24 protein-coding genes are annotated in these 19,280 nt (G+C 53.8%); all 24 read left to right on the top strand.

From position 1 onward, the window contains the following. The first annotated feature begins 36 nt into the window (after positions 1-36). The 24 genes from ACYVUV_RS04820 to ACYVUV_RS04705 all read left to right on the top strand — a co-directional run bounded on the left by ACYVUV_RS04820 (position 37) and on the right by ACYVUV_RS04705 (position 19,277). Entirely contained in the window at positions 37-366 is a 330-nt protein-coding gene (locus ACYVUV_RS04820; RefSeq protein ID WP_484499099.1) for a DNA ligase, read from the top strand. Continuing rightward, positions 356-1,495, top strand: coding sequence for a DUF2800 domain-containing protein (locus tag ACYVUV_RS04815; protein ID WP_484499098.1), 1,140 nt, complete (start codon positions 356-358; stop codon positions 1,493-1,495). Before ACYVUV_RS04820 ends, ACYVUV_RS04815 begins: the two co-directional genes overlap by 11 nt. After that, a complete protein-coding gene (locus tag ACYVUV_RS04810) occupies positions 1,488-2,054 on the top strand; it encodes a DUF2815 family protein (RefSeq protein ID WP_484499097.1) in 567 nt (188 codons plus the stop codon). Before ACYVUV_RS04815 ends, ACYVUV_RS04810 begins: the two co-directional genes overlap by 8 nt. A gap of 11 nt (positions 2,055-2,065) precedes the next feature. Next, positions 2,066-2,284: a hypothetical protein gene (locus ACYVUV_RS04805; protein ID WP_484499096.1), complete on the top strand. Its 219-nt coding sequence runs from the start codon at positions 2,066-2,068 to the stop codon at positions 2,282-2,284. 57 nt (positions 2,285-2,341) lie between these two features. Continuing rightward, complete coding sequence (locus tag ACYVUV_RS04800; protein ID WP_484499095.1) at positions 2,342-4,330, top strand: DNA polymerase; 1,989 nt, start codon at positions 2,342-2,344, stop codon at positions 4,328-4,330. A 135-nt stretch (positions 4,331-4,465) separates the two neighbouring features. Then, positions 4,466-5,248 (top strand): phage antirepressor KilAC domain-containing protein, encoded by a 783-nt coding sequence (locus tag ACYVUV_RS04795; protein ID WP_484499094.1) that lies wholly within the window; start codon positions 4,466-4,468, stop codon positions 5,246-5,248. A gap of 117 nt (positions 5,249-5,365) precedes the next feature. Beyond that, positions 5,366-5,782: a DUF7768 domain-containing protein gene (locus tag ACYVUV_RS04790; protein ID WP_484499093.1), complete on the top strand. Its 417-nt coding sequence runs from the start codon at positions 5,366-5,368 to the stop codon at positions 5,780-5,782. A gap of 2 nt (positions 5,783-5,784) precedes the next feature. After that, on the top strand, positions 5,785-6,117 hold the full coding sequence (locus ACYVUV_RS04785) for a hypothetical protein (protein ID WP_484499092.1): 333 nt from the start codon (positions 5,785-5,787) through the stop codon (positions 6,115-6,117). A gap of 2 nt (positions 6,118-6,119) precedes the next feature. Continuing rightward, positions 6,120-8,405 (top strand): phage/plasmid primase, P4 family, encoded by a 2,286-nt coding sequence (locus tag ACYVUV_RS04780; protein WP_484499091.1) that lies wholly within the window; start codon positions 6,120-6,122, stop codon positions 8,403-8,405. Between the two features lie 130 nt (positions 8,406-8,535). Further along, positions 8,536-8,817 carry a VRR-NUC domain-containing protein gene (locus tag ACYVUV_RS04775; protein WP_484499090.1) on the top strand — a complete coding sequence of 94 codons (282 nt, stop codon included), beginning with the start codon at positions 8,536-8,538 and terminating at the stop codon, positions 8,815-8,817. Next, positions 8,798-10,144 carry an SNF2-related protein gene (locus ACYVUV_RS04770; protein ID WP_484499089.1) on the top strand — a complete coding sequence of 449 codons (1,347 nt, stop codon included), beginning with the start codon at positions 8,798-8,800 and terminating at the stop codon, positions 10,142-10,144. Before ACYVUV_RS04775 ends, ACYVUV_RS04770 begins: the two co-directional genes overlap by 20 nt. After that, entirely contained in the window at positions 10,141-10,362 is a 222-nt protein-coding gene (locus ACYVUV_RS04765; RefSeq protein WP_484499088.1) for a hypothetical protein, read from the top strand. The genes ACYVUV_RS04770 and ACYVUV_RS04765 overlap by 4 nt, the downstream gene beginning before the upstream one ends. After that, a complete protein-coding gene (locus ACYVUV_RS04760; RefSeq protein WP_484499087.1) occupies positions 10,359-10,778 on the top strand; it encodes a DUF1492 domain-containing protein in 420 nt (139 codons plus the stop codon). Before ACYVUV_RS04765 ends, ACYVUV_RS04760 begins: the two co-directional genes overlap by 4 nt. 157 nt (positions 10,779-10,935) lie before the next feature. Then, the gene (locus tag ACYVUV_RS04755; protein ID WP_484499086.1) at positions 10,936-11,289 is read left to right on the top strand and encodes an HNH endonuclease; all 354 of its coding nucleotides are present in this window, start codon (positions 10,936-10,938) and stop codon (positions 11,287-11,289) included. 138 nt (positions 11,290-11,427) lie between these two features. Next, on the top strand, positions 11,428-11,979 hold the full coding sequence (locus ACYVUV_RS04750) for a P27 family phage terminase small subunit (protein WP_484499085.1): 552 nt from the start codon (positions 11,428-11,430) through the stop codon (positions 11,977-11,979). Positions 11,980-11,982: 3 nt separating this feature from the next. Next, positions 11,983-13,242: a site-specific DNA-methyltransferase gene (locus ACYVUV_RS04745; protein WP_484499084.1), complete on the top strand. Its 1,260-nt coding sequence runs from the start codon at positions 11,983-11,985 to the stop codon at positions 13,240-13,242. A gap of 154 nt (positions 13,243-13,396) precedes the next feature. Beyond that, a complete protein-coding gene (locus ACYVUV_RS04740) occupies positions 13,397-14,122 on the top strand; it encodes a virulence protein (RefSeq protein WP_484499083.1) in 726 nt (241 codons plus the stop codon). Beyond that, complete coding sequence (locus ACYVUV_RS04735) at positions 14,119-14,343, top strand: DUF4314 domain-containing protein (protein WP_484499082.1); 225 nt, start codon at positions 14,119-14,121, stop codon at positions 14,341-14,343. Before ACYVUV_RS04740 ends, ACYVUV_RS04735 begins: the two co-directional genes overlap by 4 nt. Before the next feature lies 1 nt (position 14,344). Further along, complete coding sequence (locus ACYVUV_RS04730) at positions 14,345-14,521, top strand: DUF5049 domain-containing protein (protein ID WP_484499370.1); 177 nt, start codon at positions 14,345-14,347, stop codon at positions 14,519-14,521. Positions 14,522-14,641: 120 nt separating this feature from the next. Next, complete coding sequence (locus ACYVUV_RS04725; protein WP_484499081.1) at positions 14,642-15,007, top strand: DUF7698 family protein; 366 nt, start codon at positions 14,642-14,644, stop codon at positions 15,005-15,007. 147 nt (positions 15,008-15,154) lie between these two features. Beyond that, a complete protein-coding gene (locus ACYVUV_RS04720) occupies positions 15,155-15,382 on the top strand; it encodes a DUF7678 domain-containing protein (protein WP_484499080.1) in 228 nt (75 codons plus the stop codon). A 133-nt stretch (positions 15,383-15,515) separates the two neighbouring features. Next, positions 15,516-17,117 (top strand): terminase large subunit, encoded by a 1,602-nt coding sequence (locus ACYVUV_RS04715; protein WP_484499369.1) that lies wholly within the window; start codon positions 15,516-15,518, stop codon positions 17,115-17,117. Positions 17,118-17,187: 70 nt separating this feature from the next. Further along, complete coding sequence (locus tag ACYVUV_RS04710) at positions 17,188-18,528, top strand: phage portal protein (protein WP_484499079.1); 1,341 nt, start codon at positions 17,188-17,190, stop codon at positions 18,526-18,528. Then, positions 18,525-19,277, top strand: a complete 753-nt coding sequence (locus tag ACYVUV_RS04705; RefSeq protein ID WP_484499078.1) for a head maturation protease, ClpP-related — start codon at positions 18,525-18,527, stop codon at positions 19,275-19,277. The genes ACYVUV_RS04710 and ACYVUV_RS04705 overlap by 4 nt, the downstream gene beginning before the upstream one ends. Positions 19,278-19,280: the final 3 nt, after the last annotated feature.

Raw genomic sequence — 19,280 nt, 5'->3', positions numbered from 1 at the left:
CCGCCGACAGACAACCCGAGGAAGGAGGAAAAACCTATGTCAAAAATGGCCGAAATGGATCAGACCATCCAAGAACTCAGAGATGCGGCCGCTGCTATTAACAACGCTGCCGACTGGCTTTATCAGCAGTTCTCTGGAACCGAGAATGATCCTTCAGTCAAATCAGCGTCGGTACAGAAAGCGGCGAAGAAAGAACTGAAGCTCGAAGATGTCCGTGCTGTACTGGCGGACAGGTCCCGTGCCGGATATACCGCCGAGGTTCGAGATCTGCTTAAGAAGTACGGTGCAGACAAGCTCTCAAAGGTCAATCCGGCAGATTATGAAGCCCTGATGAAGGACGCGGAGGTGCTCGGAAATGGCAGCTAATTCACACGCCGTTCTCTCTGCCTCGTCTGCCGACAGATGGCTTCACTGCCCGCCGTCCGTCAGGCTCAGTGAGAGATTTGAAGACAACGGAAGCATCTACGCCTTGGAAGGAACCTGCGCACACGCTCTTGCCGAATACAAACTCCGCAAGGCGCTCGGTTATCCTGCGGACGATCCGACAGAGAACCTCGATTTCTATAACGAGGAAATGGATGAGGCGACCGACGGATACGTCAGCTACGTACTCGAACAGGTGCAGGCCGCAAAGGAAACCTGTGCAGACCCGACTGTCATGGTTGAACAGCGCGTTGATTTCTCCCATTGGGTGAAACAGGGCTTCGGCACCGCAGATGCACTTGTCATCGCAGACGGAACGCTCCACATCATAGACCTCAAGTACGGGACCGGAATCGAGGTCTCAGCAGAGGACAATCCGCAGCTCAAATGTTACGCGCTCGGAGCCTTGTCTCTCTTCGATGGCATCTACGATATCGACGACATCGCCCTGCATATCTACCAGCCGAGACGCCAGAACATCAGTGAGTGGCAGCTTCCGAAAATCGATCTGCTCACCTGGGCCGAAGAAGTTCTGAAGCCCGCAGCGGATCTCGCATGGGACGGCAAGGGAAATTTCTCCTGCGGCGACTGGTGCCGGTTCTGCAAATCGAAGAATATCTGCCGTGCCCGGGCCGAGGAGAACCTGAAGCTCGCGCAGCATGATTTCAAGCTGCCACCGGAACTGTCCGACGCTGAGATCGAGGTCATTCTTTCCAAGGTGGACGGACTGGTCTCATGGGCATCCGACATCAAGGAATACGCGCTCCAGAAGGCGCTTTCCGGAAAGGAATGGCACGGCTTCAAGCTGGTCGAGGGACGATCCGTCCGCAAGTACACCGACGAGACATCCGTCGCCAAGGCAGTCGCTGATGCCGGGTACGACCCGTATGAGAAGAAGCTGCTTGGTATCACCGCTATGCAGAAAATGCTCGGAAAGAACCGCTTTGAGGAGCTTCTTACAGCCTACATTGAGAAACCACAGGGCAAACCTACTCTCGTGCCGGACAGCGACAAGCGCCCGGCCATGAACACAGCAAAAAACGATTTTATGGAGGAAAAAGATCATGAGTAAAAGAATCGCTAACCCGATGAAGGTCATCACTGGACCGAACACCCGCTGGAGCTACGCAAACGTTTGGGAGCCGAAGTCGATCAACGGCGGGACTCCTAAATACAGCGTCAGCCTCATCATTCCGAAGTCCGATACCGCAACGCTTACCAAGATCAAGGCGGCCATCGAGGCGGCCTACAAGGAAGGCGAGGCAAAGCTCCGCGGAAACGGAAAGACCGTGCCGGCCCTGTCGGCGATCAAGACCCCTCTCCGTGACGGCGACGCAGAGCGTCCGGACGATGAGGCGTACAAAAACGCTTACTTCGTCAATGCGAACGCCACAACAGCGCCGGGCATCGTGGATGCTGATCTGAATCCGATTCTCACCCGCTCGGAGGTGTACAGCGGCGTTTACGGGCGTGCTTCCATCACCTTCTACGCCTTCAACAGCTCCGGCAACAAGGGCATCGCCTGCGGGCTTAACAACCTGCAGAAGATCCGCGACGGTGAGCCGCTCGGAGGCAAGGCAAGTGCCGAGTCCGATTTTGCAACCGATGACGATGAAGATTTCCTGAACTGAAGGAGGCTACCATGACTTGGACATATGTTCTCTGCGCTTTGACCCTGGCCCTGTATATTATCCTCGCCATTTTCTGGATCGTTCGTTCGATTGTTGATACGGTCGATGACCGCAGGCGCGACAAGGAAAACGCGAAGTGGGAAGCCGATAGGAAAAAGCTCGAGCTTGAAAAGGCACAGCGTGACAAGGAATACCACGAAGCGCGGATGAAAGAGCTGAACTCAAAGTAAAACAGACGGCAGGCGGTGGGGAGAGGTCTCCACCGCTTGTTTGATTGGAGGTAGAAATTGAAAACACTCAGCATCGACATTGAAACATATAGCGACGTCAGCCTTGGTAAATGCGGTGTATACAAGTACGCCGAATCACCCACCTTTGAGATTCTGCTTTTCGGATATGCCGTTGACGGCGGCGAAGTCAAGACGATCGACCTCGCACAGGGAGAAAGGCTTCCGCCGGAACTCATCGACGCGCTTGTCAGTGACGAGGTCGTCAAATGGGCATACAACGCGAACTTCGAACGAGTATGCCTCTCCAGGTATCTTCGTGACATGGAAATCAGTCTCGATCCGTTTTTCGATGATCATCCTCTGTCCATGGAACGTGCCCGTTTCTTAAATCCGAAAAGCTGGCGATGCTCGATGATCTGGGCTTCCACGATGGGACTTCCGCGATCTCTTGAAGGCGTCGGTGCCGTTCTCGGACTGGAGAAACAGAAGCTCACCGAAGGAAAAGACCTCATTAAATATTTCTGCGTTCCCTGTGCTCCAACGAAATCGAACGGTGGCCGGACCAGAAACCTTCCCCGCGATGCTCTGAATAGATGGGAAGCCTTCAAGCGATATAACATCCGGGACGTAGAAACGGAAATGGGAATCAAGGAACGCCTGTCCAAGTTCCCGGTGCCGGACTTCGTATGGGACGAATACCACATCGATCAGGAGATCAACGACCGCGGCGTACGTCTGGATATGGATCTCGTGGAAAAAGCGATCGAAATGGATACCCGCTCCCGTGCGGAACTCACCGCTGCCATGAAGGAACTGACATCGCTTGATAATCCGAACAGCGTGCAGCAGATGAAACAGTGGCTGGCTTTGCAGGGAGTCGAAGTGGAAAGCCTCGGGAAAAAGGAAGTCGCCAAGCTCATCGAATCCGTTCCGCCAAGACTTAAGGAAGCCCTTGAGCTCCGCCAGCAGCTATCAAAGTCATCCGTAAAGAAATATCAGACCATGCAGCGGGCCGTCTGCAATGACGGCCGGGCCAGAGGCATGTTCGCCTTTTACGGTGCAAACCGAACAGGCCGCTGGGCAGGCAGGCTCATCCAATTGCAGAACCTCCCGCAGAATCATCTGGAAGACCTGGCCTCCGCGCGTGCTCTGGTAAAATCCGGAAACTTCGAGGCCGTCAAGCTGCTCTATGAGGATGTCCCGGACACGCTCTCTCAGCTCATCCGCACGGCCTTCATCCCGAAGGACGGCATGCTCTTTTACGTCGCTGATTTCTCCGCGATCGAAGCAAGAGTGATCGCCTGGTATGCCGGTGAGAAGTGGCGGCAGAAGGTGTTCGAAGAAGGCGGTGACATTTATTGCGCGTCAGCAAGCCAGATGTTCCATGTGCCGGTCGTGAAGCACGGCGTGAACGGCCACCTGCGTCAGAAAGGCAAGATCGCGGAGCTCGCGCTCGGCTACGGCGGCTCCGTCGGGGCGCTCAAGGCGATGGGTGCTCTTGAGATGGGCCTTTCCGAGGACGAACTTCCTCCTCTGGTCGACGCATGGCGGCAGACCAATCCACATATCGTTCAGTTCTGGTGGGATGTGGACCGGGCGGTCATGAACGCTGTTCGCTATCATGCTCCTTCCATTATTTACGGTCTGAAGATCGAATACCGCTCCGGGATGCTTTTCATCAGGCTTCCCTCCGGCAGAAGACTCGCTTACGTGAAGCCGAAGATCGGAACAAACAGGTTCGGAAGCGAATGCATCACCTATGAGGGCATCGGCCCTTCCAAGAAATGGGAGCGTCTCGACTCCTATGGTCCGAAATTCGTGGAAAACATCGTACAGGCCACTTCCCGCGACATTCTGTGCTATGCCATGAAGACGCTTCGAAACTGCCGGATCGTCATGCACGTCCATGATGAGCTGATTATCGAAGCAGACCCATCAGTCTCCCTTGACGCGATCTGCGAGCAGATGGGCCGCACACCGCCGTGGACCCCTGGGCTTATCCTTCGCGCTGACGGTTATACCACGCCATTCTATAAGAAAGATTGAAGCATAATACACAGCTCTCACCTCCGCCAAAAAAGCGGAGGTGATTTTTTTCCGCTCAAAACGGCTGCCCTTCTCCAGTGGAAAGTGAAAGGGTGAGCATTCAAAACTTTCCGCTCGCCCGGAAAGGAAAATCTTATGACAAACGAAGTAACAACATTCACAAACGCAGAGTTCGGAACTGTCCGTACTGTCACGATCGGCAATGAGCCGTGGTTCGTCGGCAAGGACGTCGCTGACATCCTCGAGTACCAAAACGGTAGTCGAGATATCAACCGTCACGTGGATGAGGAAGATCGGCAGAAGTTGATGGTTTTCGACGGAAATCAGATGAAGGAAACCATCGTCATCAACGAGTCCGGTCTGTATTCTCTCATCCTCGGAAGCAAACTGCCAACGGCAAGACGCTTCAAGCACTGGGTGACCTCGGAGGTCCTGCCTTCCATCCGCAAACACGGCCTTTATGCCATAGACGACATTCTGGCAAACCCGGATATCGCCATCGCGGCTTTGCAGGAGCTCAAAGCGGAGCGCGAGAAAAGACAGCAGCTTGAAAACACGGTCGCTGTGCAGACGCAGCAGATTGCTGAGATGAAACCGAAGGTCAGCTATTACGACGTTGTCCTGAACTGCAAGGATCTTGTCGCCATCTCCGTGATTGCAAAGGACTACGGCTGGAGCGCTAAACGGATGAACAAATGGCTGCATGAGAAAGGCATTCAGTTCAGACAGCCGAGCGGCATCTGGCTCCTCTATCAGCAGTACGCGGACAAGGGTTACACATCTACAAAAACCACAACCTTCACTGGAAGCGACGGCGAAATCCATACCGCCGTCCATACCTACTGGACGCAGGCTGGGAGGCTCTTCATCTACGAACAGATGAAGGCGGACGGAAACCTTCCGCTCATCGAGCAATAACCTTCTTTCTGTTCACCTCCATTGAAAAGCGGAGGTGAGTTTTTTCCGCTCAAAACGGCTGCCCTTCTCCAGTGGAAAGTAGAGGTGAAAAAACGCCTCGGAAAGGAGGTAAACCGCATGGATTACAGAAACAGCGAAGGCTATCCGGACCCGACATGCTACAAGGCCCTCAAGAACATCGAGGACGAGGAACGCAGGTCGCTCAGGGCCTTTTGTCCAATCGTCTACATCTGCTCCCCGTATTCCGGGGATGTGGAGAAAAACGTAGACGCCGCAAGACGCTACTGCCGCTTTGCCGTGGAGCGGGGATTCATCCCGATTGCACCGCATCTTCTGTTTCCGCAGTTCCTTGATGACAACGACGATACGGAACGCGAACTCGGGTTGTTCTTCGGAAACGCCTTGATGAGCAAATGCGCCGAGGTCTGGGTGTTCGGGGACAGGATCTCTGCCGGTATGGAAACGGAAATCAAGCGTGCCAGATGGAAAGGCTACCATCTGCGCCACTTTACAGAAGATTGTCAGGAGGTTTAAGCATGTACGAAATTAACGAACACACCAAGGTGCTGGATGACGGGACGGAAATCACAACCTATGAACGTGAAGTCGTAAGCGCCAACATCCTCGATGTGGAGGCCGGAACCACCGGTTACATGGGCGGCGACACCGGGCATGGCGGCAGAACCTATTTCAGAATTTCCGACGCGGCATGCACAGACATGGACGTTCATGTTTTACGCGACCGCTATGGAGACGCGGCAGGATTTGAAGTCACGCTCGGCGGTGACTGCGAGCTGGAAACCATGATCCGGGCACTCAAATTCATCACGAAGGTGCTCGAGGACGAATCGAAGGAGGTCTGCGATTAAACATGAAATTCACGTTATACACCGCCGACTATACGGGAAATGAGGCCAACTGCCTCTATCCGCATGAAGCGATTATCAATGGTCCGGAAGATTTCGCGGCTGCCGTCGCCCACGATCATGTGACCGCGGCATATCAGAACAGCTATCGTTCGAACGACAACTTTATCTCCGCCGACGCCATCGTCTGGGACTGTGACAACGATTTTTCAGAAAACCCGGACGACTGGGTGACACCGGAGAATCTGGCAAAAGGTGCTCTTGCTGACGTGTCATTCGCTGCTTCTCCCAGCCGCCACAACATGCTTCAAAAAGACAGCTACTCAGCTCGTCCCCGTTTTCATCTGTTCGCACCGATCAACACCTGCTCAGATGCCGCTGCCTTTACAGCGCTTAAGAAGTCCGGTATCCGGCAATTTCCGTTCTTTGACTCCAAGGCGCTCGACGCGGCTCGTTTTCTGTATGGTGTGAAGGTAAAACCGGAAGACGTGTTCTGGCATGAAGGCACTCTTACGATTGATGAGATTCTGCCGGATGCGCCGGATGAGGAAGCACCGGAGGAACCGAATTACACCGGAGGCTCCATTCCTGAGGGGAGCCGCAACAACACGATGTCTCATTTCGCGGGCCGCGTGCTGAAACGATTCGGGAACACGGACAAAGCCTATGAATCGTATCTGGAACGCGCCGCCAAATGTGAACCTCCACTTCCCGCAAGGGAGCTGCGTACCATCTGGCACAGCGCTTTGAAGTTCTTCAAGAACAAAGTGGAAGGAAGCGACGGATATGTTCCTCCGGATGAGTATGAGGATACGTTTGGCACCAGTTTCCTGAAGCCGGAAGACTACTCCGACATCGGCGAGGCCAAGGTGATCGCCAAGGAATGCAAGAATAAACTTCGCTTCACCAGCGCCACGGACTTCATCGCCTTCGGCGGAGACCGCTGGTATGAGGACAAGCAGAAATCGCTGGGAGTCGTTGAAAACTTCATGGACGACCAGCTGCTCGACGCGACGGAGGCGATCCGGATCGCGGAAGAAAACTTGACTGCCATCGGCGTCTCAGAATCGGACGTCAAATCAAGAAGCAAGGCTCTTGTCAATGCCGTCCCAGAAAACAAGATGGGACTTCTCTATGCCCTGCTTGGCGCGGACGCATATAAGAAGTTCGTCATGAAATACCGCAACTACAAGAACATCGTCAATGCTCAGAATGCTGCAAAGCCGATGCTGGCGCTTGATGTTTCGGAACTCGACTACGATCCGGAGCTTCTCAACACGCCGGACGCTACCTACGACCTGACGAAAGGTCTCTCAGGCAGCCATCCGCATGACCCCGATGATCTCATAACCAAGATTACAGCCTGCTCTCCCGGTGATACGGGAAAGAATCTCTGGCGTGAGAATCTTGACCTGTTTTTCTGCGGCGACATGGAGCTCATCGACTATGTGCAGCAGATCGTCGGCATGGCGGCAGTCGGACGCGTCTATGCGGAACAGATGATCATCGCTTACGGCGGCGGTGCAAACGGAAAATCCACCTTCTGGAACACCATCGCCAGAGTTCTCGGTAACTACTCCGGCAAGATATCCGCCGAAGCACTCACCATGAACTGCAAGAGGAACGTCAAACCGGAAATGGCGGAGCTCAAAGGCAAGCGTCTCATTATCGCGTCGGAACTTGAAGAAGGTCAAAGGCTCAATACCGGCATGGTAAAGCAGCTCTGCAGCGTCGATCCGATCGAGGCGGAAAAGAAATATAAGGACCCGTTCCACTTTGATCCCTCGCATACACTCGTCCTCTATACGAACTACCTGCCGAAGGTGTCCGCCAATGATGACGGTACCTGGCGCAGGCTCATCGTGATTCCGTTCAATGCAAAGATCACCGGGAAATCCGACATCAAGAACTACTCCGACTACCTTTTCGAGCAGGCGGGCCCGGCGATCCTTTCATGGATTATCGAAGGTGCTGAAATTGCCATTGCAAAGGGATTCAAGATACCGGAACCGAAGGCGGTCAGAGACGCCGTTGACAAATACCGTGAGGACAATGACTGGCTCGGGCAGTTCATTGACGAGCATTGCGATGTAGATCCGTCATATACGGAAAAATCCGGGGATCTTTATCAGCAATATCACGCAGTCTGCTTTCAGACCGGTGAGTACGCCAGAAGCACGACGGATTTCTACGGGAATCTGGAGAAGGCAGGATTCAAGCGTAAAAAGACCAGATCCGGAATTCTCGTTTACGGCCTGAAGCTCAAAACCGGTCAGGATTTTCTGGACTGAAAGTAAAAGTGTGCAGGTCGAGAAGGTCTATATACAAAAGTCCCTATAGAGAAAAAATAAAAATTTATATAGAGGTTTTAGGAAATGACTATCGAGACCTGCACACCTCAGGTTTTTCAAGGAGAAATGCATGAACGAAAAGGAAATAGAACGCAAATTAGTCGTGATGATAAAAAGCGCGGGTGGGATTGCGCCGAAGTTCGTCTCTCCGGGTTTTGCAGGTATGCCCGACCGTCTCATTTTATTACCTGACGGGCATATGGCATTCGCGGAACTAAAGGCACCCGGTAAAAAGCCGAGATCGCTGCAAGTGTCACGCCACCGGCTCCTTCGGAAGCTGGGATACCGGGTCTATGTGATTGATGACGTAGACAAGATCGGAGGGATGCTGGATGAACTTCAAACCACATGACTACCAGAAATACGCCATCGACTACATCGAGACGCATCCGATCGCTGCCGTTCTCTTGGACATGGGTCTTGGAAAGACCGTGATCAGCCTGACGGCTGTCTTCGATCTTCTGTTCGACAGCTTTCTGGTTCATCGTGTTCTGGTGGTCGCACCACTTCGTGTGGCGAGGGACACCTGGCCAGCAGAGATCAAAAAATGGAAGCATCTGTCCGGACTCACCTACGCAGTCGCGGTCGGAACCGCCAGAGAACGAAAAGCTGCTCTCCTTCAAGGCGCAGACGTCACGATCGTCAATCGAGAAAATCTCGGATGGCTGATTGACAGCTCCGGCGTCCCATTCGATTACGACATGGTAATTGTTGATGAGCTTTCATCCTTCAAGAATCACAAATCCAAGCGATTCAAAGCATTAATGAAGGTTCGGCCTTTCATTAAGAGGATCGTCGGTCTTACCGGCACCCCTTCTTCCAATGGTCTCATGGATCTATGGGCGGAGTTCAAGCTTCTCGATCAGGGAAAACGTCTCGGGCGATTCATCAGCCAGTACCGGCTGAACTATTTCGTGCCGGACAAGAGAAACGGCGAAATCATCTACTCCTACAAACCACTGCCCGGTGCCGAGGATGCAATCTACCAACAGATATCCGACATTACGATTTCGATGAAGTCCTCCGACCATCTCAAGATGCCCGAGCTCATATCTACAGAATATGACGTGCTGCTTTCCGAAGACGAACGCAAGCGATATGAAGAATTGAAAAGCGAACTTGCGCTTCAGCTTCACGGCGACGAGATCACCGCTGCGAACGCCGCAACGCTTACCGGCAAGCTTGCACAGCTCTCAAACGGTGCAGTCTATTCGGATGACGGGAAGATCATCGAGTTCCATAACCGGAAGCTTGATGCCTTGGAGGACATCATCGAAGCCGCAAACGGCAAGCCGCTTCTCATTGCCTACTGGTTCCGGCATGATCTTGAGAGAATCCGGAAACGGTTTGACGTAAGAGAAATCAAATCATCAAAGGATATCACGGACTGGAATGCAGGACAGATCCCGGTCGGACTGATTCATCCTGCTTCCGCAGGACATGGCCTGAATCTTCAAGACGGCGGAAGCACGATTGTCTGGTTCGGGCTCACATGGAGTCTTGAACTTTACCAACAGACGAACGCGAGACTCTGGCGACAAGGACAGAAAAGCCGGACTGTCGTTATCCAGCACATCGTCACTGCAGACACCATCGACGGACAGATTCTGAACGCCCTGCGACGTAAAGACAAAACGCAGTCAGCTCTGATCGACGCGGTGAAGGCGGTGATGCGATGACTGACCCATATGAAAATCTCGCAAACGCCATCGTGCTGCAGGCAGTCAAAGACTACAGAAAAGCTCTGAAAACACTACGGTTGAATCCGAAAAGCAAATCGGCGAAGGCAGACAGGGATGAACTGGAACGCTTCTTCCACTCTAAATGGTATGCGTGCCTGACTTCGGTCGATGGCGAGTTGTTAATCCGAAAACTTCAAGAGGAGGTGGAATCATGACGCCAAAACAATACCTGATGCAAGCCAAGCACTTAGACGCGCTGATCAATGCCCGCCTCCGTGAGATTGACTACTGGAGAGAAATGTCCACCAGCATTTCCGGTTCGAGGTTCGACGGCATGCCACATAACCCGAACCGTCCCTCTGACGCGAACTTCGTTCACTGTCTGGAAAAGGTAGCAGAGATTCAGGCTGACGTTGAGAAAAAGGTGGCGCAGCTCATATCCTTGCGAGATGAGATCAACCGCCGCATTGATACGATTACTAACCCGGAGGAACAGCTGGTGCTGCGCTACCGGTACGTCGACAACTGCACATGGGAAGAAATCGAAAGCCTGATGAATGTGTCGGAACGGACGGTCTTCCGCATCCATGGCAGCGCTCTGCAGCATTTCCCCGTGCCGGATAAAAGTTGACAGCCTTTGGCAGTGTTTGGCAGTGAATGGCAGTACCCGCCTGTGATATAACTACAATAGAAAAACAGAATGAAAAGCGGCACAGCCGCATTGAGCCTCGGAAGGTTAATCCTTTCGGGGCTTTTCTTATGTTATGCCAGGAAGGAGGCGGCAAGCCATGCCAAGAAAACCGAAACGCCCCTGCCGCTATCCCGGCTGTCCGAACCTCTGCGAGGACGGTGAACAGTACTGCGACAAGCACAAGGCTTTGATGGAAAAGCACTACGAGAAGTTCACGCGTGGCTACTCTACCGGCAAACGATACGGCAGAGCGTGGCAGCGCATCCGCACGCGTTACGTCCACAAGCATCCCCTCTGCGAGGAGTGCCTGAAGCACGGACGATATGTTGCGGTTGAGGAAGTACACCACATCGTTCCTCTCTCCGAAGGCGGAACGAACGACGAGTCGAACCTCATGAGTCTTTGTCGCTCCTGCCACGAGAAGATCCACAAGGAACGCGGCGACAGATAAATCTTTGCGACGACGAGGTAGGGGCGGTCAAAATCTCTGTTGCCTTCGCCTGCGGAAAACGGCGCGGGGTCTTCTGTGCGAAAAAAGCGAAAACAAACGAGGAATAGCCCCAAGCGGGCTTTGAAGGAGTGAATTTATATGGCGAAAGACGGAACTGCCAGAGGCGGTCAACGTTTCGGGCAGGGACGCCCGAGCAAAGCAATCAAGGAAAAAATCGATGCGGGAAATCCCGGCGGCAGGAAACTGCAGATCATGGACCTTCCCGAACCTCCGGACATGGAGGGCCGCGAAGCGCCGGACCCGCGCGACTATATGCTCGAAAAACAGCAAAGCGGCATCGATTTGTGTGCGGCGGACGTGTTCAAGGAAACCTGGGAGTGGCTTGCGAGCCTTGGCTGCGAGAAGCTCGTCTCCCGACAGCTCATCGACCAGTACGCAATGAGCGTCGCGAGGTGGATTCAGTGCGAGCATGCGATCTCCCGCTACTCGATGCTCTCGAAGCATCCGACCAGTGGAAAGCCCATCGCGTCTCCGTTCGTCACGATGTCGCAGAACTACATGAAACAGACGAACCAGCTCTGGTATCAGATCTATCAGGTTGTGAAAGAAAACTGTCTGACGGATTACAACGGTGCGGATGTGCAGGACGACGTAATGGAACGCCTGCTCCGCGCAAGGAAGGGACTATAAGATATGAACACAAAAAGACTGGAACAGGTGCCGATCGACAAGCTGGTGCCTTACGCAAGAAATGCAAGAACACACTCAAAGGAGCAGATCGCGCAGCTCCGTGCGTCCCTCCGCGAATTCGGATTCGTATCTCCGGCGGTCATCGATCAGGATTACAACATCCTCGTCGGACACGGAAGGATCATGGCTGCCCGCGAGGAAGGCTACACGACCGTTCCCTGCGTGTTTGCAGAAGAATTGACCGAGGCGCAGAAACGTGCATACATCCTTGCCGACAATCAGCTCGCCTTAAATGCCGGATGGGACGAGGAGATGCTATCCGTTGAACTATCCGATCTGCAGGATCAATCATTCGACCTGTCACTTCTTGGCTTTGACGACAAGGAGCTCGAGAAACTCTTAAACGGAAGTGATAACAATACCATCGAGGACGATGACTTCGACCTGACTGCCGCTTTGGAAAAAGCCTCGTTCGTGGAACCCGGCGACATCTGGACGGTCGGAAGACACCGCCTGATGTGCGGCGACGCAACTAAACCAGAAGATGTAACTACACTTATGGGCGGCAAACGAGCGAACCTCGTTCTGACCGACCCGCCTTACGGCGTTTCTTTCAAGGCGTCGGACGGGCTTACCATCCAAAACGACAGTCTCAAGGGCGAGGAGTTCTACAACTTCCTGCTCTCCGCGTTCAGGAACATGGCAGACCACCTCGAGAAAGGCGGCGCGGCCTACTGTTTCCACGCCGATACGGAAGGGCTCACATTCCGGCGTGCGTTCGTCGATGCAGGATTCCATCTAGCAGGCGTGTGCATCTGGGTGAAGAACTCTCTCGTGCTCGGTCGCTCCGACTACCAGTGGCAGCATGAGCCGGTCCTCTATGGGTTCCTTCAGAACGGAAAACACCCGTGGTACGCGGGACGCTCCGAGACGACGATCTGGAATTTCGACAAGCCAAAGCGCAACAAAGATCATCCTACAAGCAAGCCTCTCGACCTGCTCGGCTATCCGATCTCGAACTCTACGCAGGAAAATGCAATCGTCCTCGACACCTTCGGAGGCTCTGGTTCCACGCTCATGGCATGCGAGCAGCTGAACCGCACCTGCATGACGATGGAGCTTGATCCGAAATATGCCTCGGTTATCCTCCGTCGCTATGTGGAAGATACCGGTGATTCGGAAAATGTGTATGTCGTCCGGGACGGCAAAAAGCTCCTGTATTCTGACCTTGTGAAGGAAGTCGAGCTTCCGGACGCAGGCTGATTTCTTTGTGTACTAAGCACAGTTTCAGCCAAGGATAATCGGAAAATTTTTTACGTGAGAAATACCCCTGATTCGCTTGCTATTACACCCGGAAAGAGTGATGTATAGACATGCCAAAAGGCAAACAACCACAACGAAAACGGAGGTAAACACAATGCGAATCAATTACAACGTAACAGGAGCAAGGCGCAAGGAACTGGTCAAGGTTATTTCGGATACTACCGGAGTCAAGGCGGAATACAAATTCATGCCGACCTGCAATTTTGAAATCGGAGATCTGACCGTCACCAAGAACGGCACACTTGAATGGGATGAGCGCACTGCACCGGAAACCATCAGCCGGATCACCGAAGCACTCACAGAGGCAGGCTTCACACAGGAACCCGATGCAACGGCGGAACCCGAAATCGAGGAAGAACCTGCAGACGCAGAAGAAAGCACGACAGAGTCCGAAGAAACCGGTCTTACGGTTGAGATTCCGTCAGACAAGGCAGCGGTCGGAAACCTGACGAACATCCTCGAAGCCAAAGGCAGCCTCATTAAAAAGGCGCTCGGCGTGGACGACCTGCGATTCGAGATCAAGGACGACCGCATCGCCTTCCCTTGGTTCAAGGAACTGCCGGAACCGGACGAGGCAAAAGCCTACACTGAGTTCATTTCCCTGCTCTGCAAGCTCTCGAAGGAACTCAAGCGCACCAGCAGCAAAGAGACGCCGGTCACAAACGAAAAATACGCCTTCCGCTGCTTCCTGCTCCGCCTCGGATTCATCGGCTCCGAGTACAAGGGAAGCCGCAAGATCCTTCTGCGGAACCTCTCCGGAAATTCCAGCTGGAAGAATGGCGCGCCGGAAAAGGACTCGGATGAGGAGGTGCAGGCATGAGGATGATCAGACCGGAGCAGCTTGAACTGCTCCGCAGAACCTACCCGAACGGCACCCGCGTCGAGCTCGTGCGGATGGATGATGTGCAGGCCCCGCCCATCGGAACAAAAGGAACCGTCTACGGCATCGACGATACCTGCAGCCTGCTCATCCACTGGGACAACGGCAGCGGCCTGAACGTAATCTACGGCGAAGACATCGTGCGAAAGGTCGGTGAGTGACATGACGGAAACCATCAAGGAACAGATCCTCGAAATCCGCGACACTGGTCTTACGAACATGTTCGACCTGCCCTGCGTGCAGCGGCTCGCGTTTGACCGCGGATACTACGAGCTGGTCCTCTTCATCGAGGAGCACCGTGACGAATACGTCCGCTTCATCATGACCGGGGAATCCTGATTTTCCGGACACAGAAAGTTATCAATTTCTCTTGAAAAATTGACTTGCTATCTGTGCCGGACAGAGTGATATATAGACACACCGGAAGGGAAAACCACAGAGAATCAGGAGGAAACAGACATGAAGTACACAGTTGAAGCCATCGAAAACGCAAAGCCGGGAATGAAATGGGAAGACATCGGATGCCACTGGACGCTCGGACAGGCATATCTTTACAGCAAGGAAGCAGGAAACGACCTGCCGAACTTCGCCGAGGTCATCTGGGACGACGACATCGAAACGATCCTTGCCGACTGCAGGAAGCTCGGCATCAAGGAATTCACGATCAGTTCCACCTTTTCAAGCCTTATCGAAACCATCGCCCGCTTTGAGGAACTCGGCTGCACACTGGACGGGATTGTCAAGATCAAAGAACGCTATACCCACTTTGGTAGCAAGGAGCGCGCACTGATCCCGGCCTTCAAGATGACCATCAAGGAAGCATAACCGATTGACGCAGTTACACAATCCACCCCGCGGGAACTTCCCGGAAGATTGTCACATATATTCCTTGAAATGACTTGCTATTACAGGCGTTCAGAGTGATATATGTACGTACCGAAAGGGAAAACAAAGCGAACGGAGGACAAGACCATGTGGGAAAAAGGAACACTTCTGATCGAAGGAACAAGCGTTAAATACTGGGTAAAGCATTACGAGGAGCCTTCCGAAGAATACGGAATCGACGGAGGACGCATTTCGAAGATGGAGCTTCGGGTAAACGGCAAGGTCACCTTAAACTACGACCGCGGCTGGGACATCGAACCGGAAGATGAAGCAAGCCAGCTCGCTTACGCAGCTCTTCTGAAACAGTACAACTAAGAAACACATGAATTTGAACATTCCGAAAGCAGAGCCGACAAAGGCTCTTGCTCTCGTACTGAAATAGATTTTTTTGCAGATCGCTTCGGCGGTCTTTTCTTTTGCCCTGAAAGGAGGCGGGCGCTCATTGGCCATGCGGAAACTGAAAGATTACAAGACGACGCGTTTCATGGAACCGACCTCCCACTACGACGAGGCGCTCGCGGACTACGCGGTGCTCTTTATCGAGCAGCTCTGCCATACCAAGGGAACCTGGGCGGGAAAACCGTTCGAGCTCATCGACTGGCAGGAGCAGATCGTCCGCGACCTCTTCGGTGTGATCAAAGAAAACGGATACCGTCAGTTCAACACCGCTTATGTGGAAATCCCTAAGAAGCAGGGAAAATCGGAGCTTGCCGCTGCAATCGCACTGCTTCTTACCTGCGGAGATAACGAGGAACGCGCCGAAGTATACGGCTGCGCGGCCGACCGGAATCAGGCCAAGATCGTGTTCGACGTCGCGGTCGACATGGTCCGCTTCTGCCCGGCGCTCTCAAAGCGCGTAAAGATCCTTGAATCGCAGAAGCGGCTCGAATACCTGCCGACGCACAGCTTCTATCAGGTGCTGTCTGCGGATGTCGCGAATAAACACGGATTCAATACCCACGGCGTCATCTTCGATGAGCTGCACACGCAGCCGAACCGGAAACTGTTCGACGTTATGACGAAAGGTTCCGGCGACGCGAGGATGCAGCCGCTGTTCTTCCTCATCACCACCGCCGGAAACGACACGCATTCGATCTGCTACGAGCAGCACGAAAAGGCGCTCGACATCATGAGCGGCAGAAAACATGACCCGACGTTCTACCCGGTCATCTTCGGAGCGGACGAATCCGAGGACTGGACCGACCCGGAAGTCTGGAAGAGAGCGAACCCGAGTCTCGGCATCACGGTCGGAATCGACAAGGTCAAAGCTGCCTGCGAGTCCGCAAAGCAAAACCCCGGTGAAGAGAACGCCTTCCGTCAGCTCCGCCTCAACCAGTGGGTGAAACAGTCCGTGCGCTGGATGCCGATGGACAAGTGGGACGCCTGTGCCTTTCCGGTAAACGAAGACGACCTCGAGGGAAAAGTCTGCTACGGCGGTCTCGACCTGTCCAGCACGACAGACATCACCGCTTTCGTTCTCGTCTTCCCTCCTGAAGATGAAGACGGCAAATATGTAATCCTCCCTTATTTCTGGGTACCGGAGGACACGCTTGACCTCAGAGTCCGGCGCGACCACGTTCCCTACGATCTCTGGGAGAAACAGGGCGTGCTGCAGACCACGGAGGGAAACGTCATCCATTACGGCTATATCGAGAAGTTCATAGAACGATTAGGCGAGCGCTTTAACATCCGCGAGATCGCATTCGACCGCTGGGGAGCCGTCCAGATGGTACAGAACTTAGAGGGCATGGGCTTCACCGTCGTTCCGTTCGGTCAGGGCTTCAAGGACATGAGTCCGCCCACCAAAGAACTGATGAAGCTCGTACTGGAAAAAAGGATCGCCCACGGCGGGCATCCGGTGCTCCGCTGGATGATGGACAACATCTATATCCGAACGGACCCGGCGGGGAACATCAAAGCCGATAAAGAGAAATCCACGGAGAAGATCGACGGCGCGATCGCTGCCATCATGGCTCTTGACCGTGCGATCCGCTGCGGGAACGACAACACCGAGTCGGTTTATGACAGCCGCGGCATCCTGTTCATCTGAATAAAACTTACACGATTTACTATCAGAGCCTCCTTCTCAGGGAGGCTCTTATCAGTTCGGAGGAAATTTTATGAGCATTTTCAAAGGAATCTTCAAAAGCCGTGACAAGCCGAAAGACTCCACCACAGGAAGCAGCTACCGCTTCTTCTTCGGCGGAACCACATCAGGAAAATCCGTGACGGAACGATCCGCCATGCAGATCACGGCGGTCTATTCCTGCGTCCGGATTCTTTCCGAGGCGATCGCGGGACTGCCTCTCCATTTGTACCGCTACACGGCAAACGGCAGCAAAGAAAAGGCGCTCGACCATCCGCTTTATACACTGCTGCACGACGAACCTAACCCGGAAATGACGAGTTTCGTCTTCCGGGAGACCCTCATGACGCACCTGCTTTTGTGGGGCAACGCCTACGCGCAGATCATTCGAAACGGCAAGGGAGAAGTCGTAGCGCTTTATCCGCTGATGCCGAACCGGATGAGGGTCGACCGCGATGAAAACGGCGAGCTTTTCTACGAATACCAGACCTCGCAGGACGAGGCGCACACGATGGAAGGAAGTCTTGTACGGCTTACGCCATACGACGTGCTCCACATTCCGGGGCTCGGCTTCGACGGACTTGTCGGCTACTCGCCGATCGCGATGGCAAAAAACAGCATCGGTATGGCAATCGCCTGTGAGGAATACGGCGCGAAGTTTTTCGCAAACGGCGCGACGCCGGGAGGCATTTTGGAACACCCCGGCGTGGTGAAGGACCCGGAGCGCGTCAGGGAAAGCTGGAATTCCGCTTTCGGCGGCTCTGCCAATTCCAACAAGGTGGCTGTCCTCGAGGAAGGCATGAAATACACGCCGATCTCCATTTCACCGGAACAGGCGCAGTTCCTCGAGACGCGCAAATTCCAGATTGACGAGATCGCAAGGATATTCAGGATTCCGCCGCACATGATCGGCGACCTTGAGAAAAGCTCGTTCAGCAACATCGAACAGCAGTCGCTGGAATTCGTGAAATACACGCTCGACCCGTGGGTCTCCCGCTGGGAACAGTACATGCGGCGCGCCCTCCTCCGCCCCGAGGAAAAGAAAGAATACTTCTTCAAGTTCAACGTAGACGGCCTTCTCAGAGGCGATTACCAAAGCCGCATGAACGGTTACGCCACCGCACGCCAGAACGGCTGGATGAGCGCAAACGACATCCGCGAGCTTGAGAACCTCGACCGCATCCCGGCGGATGAAGGCGGGGATCTGTACCTCATCAACGGCAACATGACCAAACTCGAGGACGCTGGCATCTTCGCCGCCTCGGCACCTAAGGAAACGGAGGAATCAGGTGAAACACAGGAAGGACAGACAAAAGAATCACGGGAACAATCGGAGTCCGATACCCGGCTCCGGGAAAGGAGGACGCCCTTATGACAAGAAAGTTCTGGAGATGGGTGCGAAACGAAACGCCGGACAGCTTCGGTTCAGACCGTACGCTCTACCTCGACGGGGAAATTTCCGATGAGACCTGGTACGGCGACGAAATCACACCTCAGATCTTCAAGGATGAACTGAATTCCGGAAAAGGCAACATCACGCTCTGGATCAATTCACCGGGCGGCGACGTCTTCGCGGCTGCCCAGATCTACAACATGCTGATGGATTATCCGTACGACGTGACCGTCAAGATTGACGCTCTCGCAGCATCCGCTGCATCCGTCATCGCGATGGCCGGAACGAAGGTCTGCATGAGTCCCGTGGCCATGCTTATGGTCCACAATCCCGCGACCATAGCGATCGGCGACAGCGAGGAAATGCAGAAGGCGATCGACATGCTTTCCGAGGTCAAGGAAAGCATTATGAACGCCTACGAGATCAAGTCCGGCCTTTCAAGAGCCAAGATCTCAAAGCTGATGGACGCCGAAACGTGGATGAACGCGAAAGAAGCAAAGAAGCTCGGATTCGCAGACGAGATCCTGTTTGCGGATGGCACTGAGCCTTCCGGAGACGATGACAAAGAGACTGACGACGGTTCCGAAATCGAGATGCTTTTCTCAAGGAAAGCCGTCACTGACTCGCTTCTTTCAAAGCTCATCCCGAAGCGCGCACCTGTGCAGAAAAATACGAAACCGGCCGTCAAGGCTGCTGACCTTGAGAAGCGGCTCTCGCTTCTCAGCCACTGAATG

This window comes from Lactobacillus sp. WILCCON 0149 (assembly GCF_057197965.1).
Note: the sequence above shows the minus strand (reverse complement) of the source record. Positions and strands in the feature narration are given on the sequence as shown.

Bases quoted from the DNA above. Each gene is read 5' to 3' on its own strand.
- ACYVUV_RS04820 (WP_484499099.1), top strand. From the start codon at position 37: ATGTCAAAAATGGCCGAAATGGATCAGACCATCCAAGAACTCAGAGAT.
- ACYVUV_RS04815 (WP_484499098.1), top strand. From the start codon at position 356: ATGGCAGCTAATTCACACGCCGTTCTCTCTGCCTCGTCTGCCGACAGA.
- ACYVUV_RS04810 (WP_484499097.1), top strand. From the start codon at position 1,488: ATGAGTAAAAGAATCGCTAACCCGATGAAGGTCATCACTGGACCGAAC.
- ACYVUV_RS04805 (WP_484499096.1), top strand. From the start codon at position 2,066: ATGACTTGGACATATGTTCTCTGCGCTTTGACCCTGGCCCTGTATATT.
- ACYVUV_RS04795 (WP_484499094.1), top strand. From the start codon at position 4,466: ATGACAAACGAAGTAACAACATTCACAAACGCAGAGTTCGGAACTGTC.
- ACYVUV_RS04790 (WP_484499093.1), top strand. From the start codon at position 5,366: ATGGATTACAGAAACAGCGAAGGCTATCCGGACCCGACATGCTACAAG.
- ACYVUV_RS04785 (WP_484499092.1), top strand. From the start codon at position 5,785: ATGTACGAAATTAACGAACACACCAAGGTGCTGGATGACGGGACGGAA.
- ACYVUV_RS04780 (WP_484499091.1), top strand. From the start codon at position 6,120: ATGAAATTCACGTTATACACCGCCGACTATACGGGAAATGAGGCCAAC.
- ACYVUV_RS04775 (WP_484499090.1), top strand. From the start codon at position 8,536: ATGAACGAAAAGGAAATAGAACGCAAATTAGTCGTGATGATAAAAAGC.
- ACYVUV_RS04770 (WP_484499089.1), top strand. From the start codon at position 8,798: ATGAACTTCAAACCACATGACTACCAGAAATACGCCATCGACTACATC.
- ACYVUV_RS04765 (WP_484499088.1), top strand. From the start codon at position 10,141: ATGACTGACCCATATGAAAATCTCGCAAACGCCATCGTGCTGCAGGCA.
- ACYVUV_RS04760 (WP_484499087.1), top strand. From the start codon at position 10,359: ATGACGCCAAAACAATACCTGATGCAAGCCAAGCACTTAGACGCGCTG.
- ACYVUV_RS04755 (WP_484499086.1), top strand. From the start codon at position 10,936: ATGCCAAGAAAACCGAAACGCCCCTGCCGCTATCCCGGCTGTCCGAAC.
- ACYVUV_RS04750 (WP_484499085.1), top strand. From the start codon at position 11,428: ATGGCGAAAGACGGAACTGCCAGAGGCGGTCAACGTTTCGGGCAGGGA.
- ACYVUV_RS04745 (WP_484499084.1), top strand. From the start codon at position 11,983: ATGAACACAAAAAGACTGGAACAGGTGCCGATCGACAAGCTGGTGCCT.
- ACYVUV_RS04740 (WP_484499083.1), top strand. From the start codon at position 13,397: ATGCGAATCAATTACAACGTAACAGGAGCAAGGCGCAAGGAACTGGTC.
- ACYVUV_RS04735 (WP_484499082.1), top strand. From the start codon at position 14,119: ATGAGGATGATCAGACCGGAGCAGCTTGAACTGCTCCGCAGAACCTAC.
- ACYVUV_RS04730 (WP_484499370.1), top strand. From the start codon at position 14,345: ATGACGGAAACCATCAAGGAACAGATCCTCGAAATCCGCGACACTGGT.
- ACYVUV_RS04725 (WP_484499081.1), top strand. From the start codon at position 14,642: ATGAAGTACACAGTTGAAGCCATCGAAAACGCAAAGCCGGGAATGAAA.
- ACYVUV_RS04720 (WP_484499080.1), top strand. From the start codon at position 15,155: ATGTGGGAAAAAGGAACACTTCTGATCGAAGGAACAAGCGTTAAATAC.
- ACYVUV_RS04715 (WP_484499369.1), top strand. From the start codon at position 15,516: ATGCGGAAACTGAAAGATTACAAGACGACGCGTTTCATGGAACCGACC.
- ACYVUV_RS04710 (WP_484499079.1), top strand. From the start codon at position 17,188: ATGAGCATTTTCAAAGGAATCTTCAAAAGCCGTGACAAGCCGAAAGAC.
- ACYVUV_RS04705 (WP_484499078.1), top strand. From the start codon at position 18,525: ATGACAAGAAAGTTCTGGAGATGGGTGCGAAACGAAACGCCGGACAGC.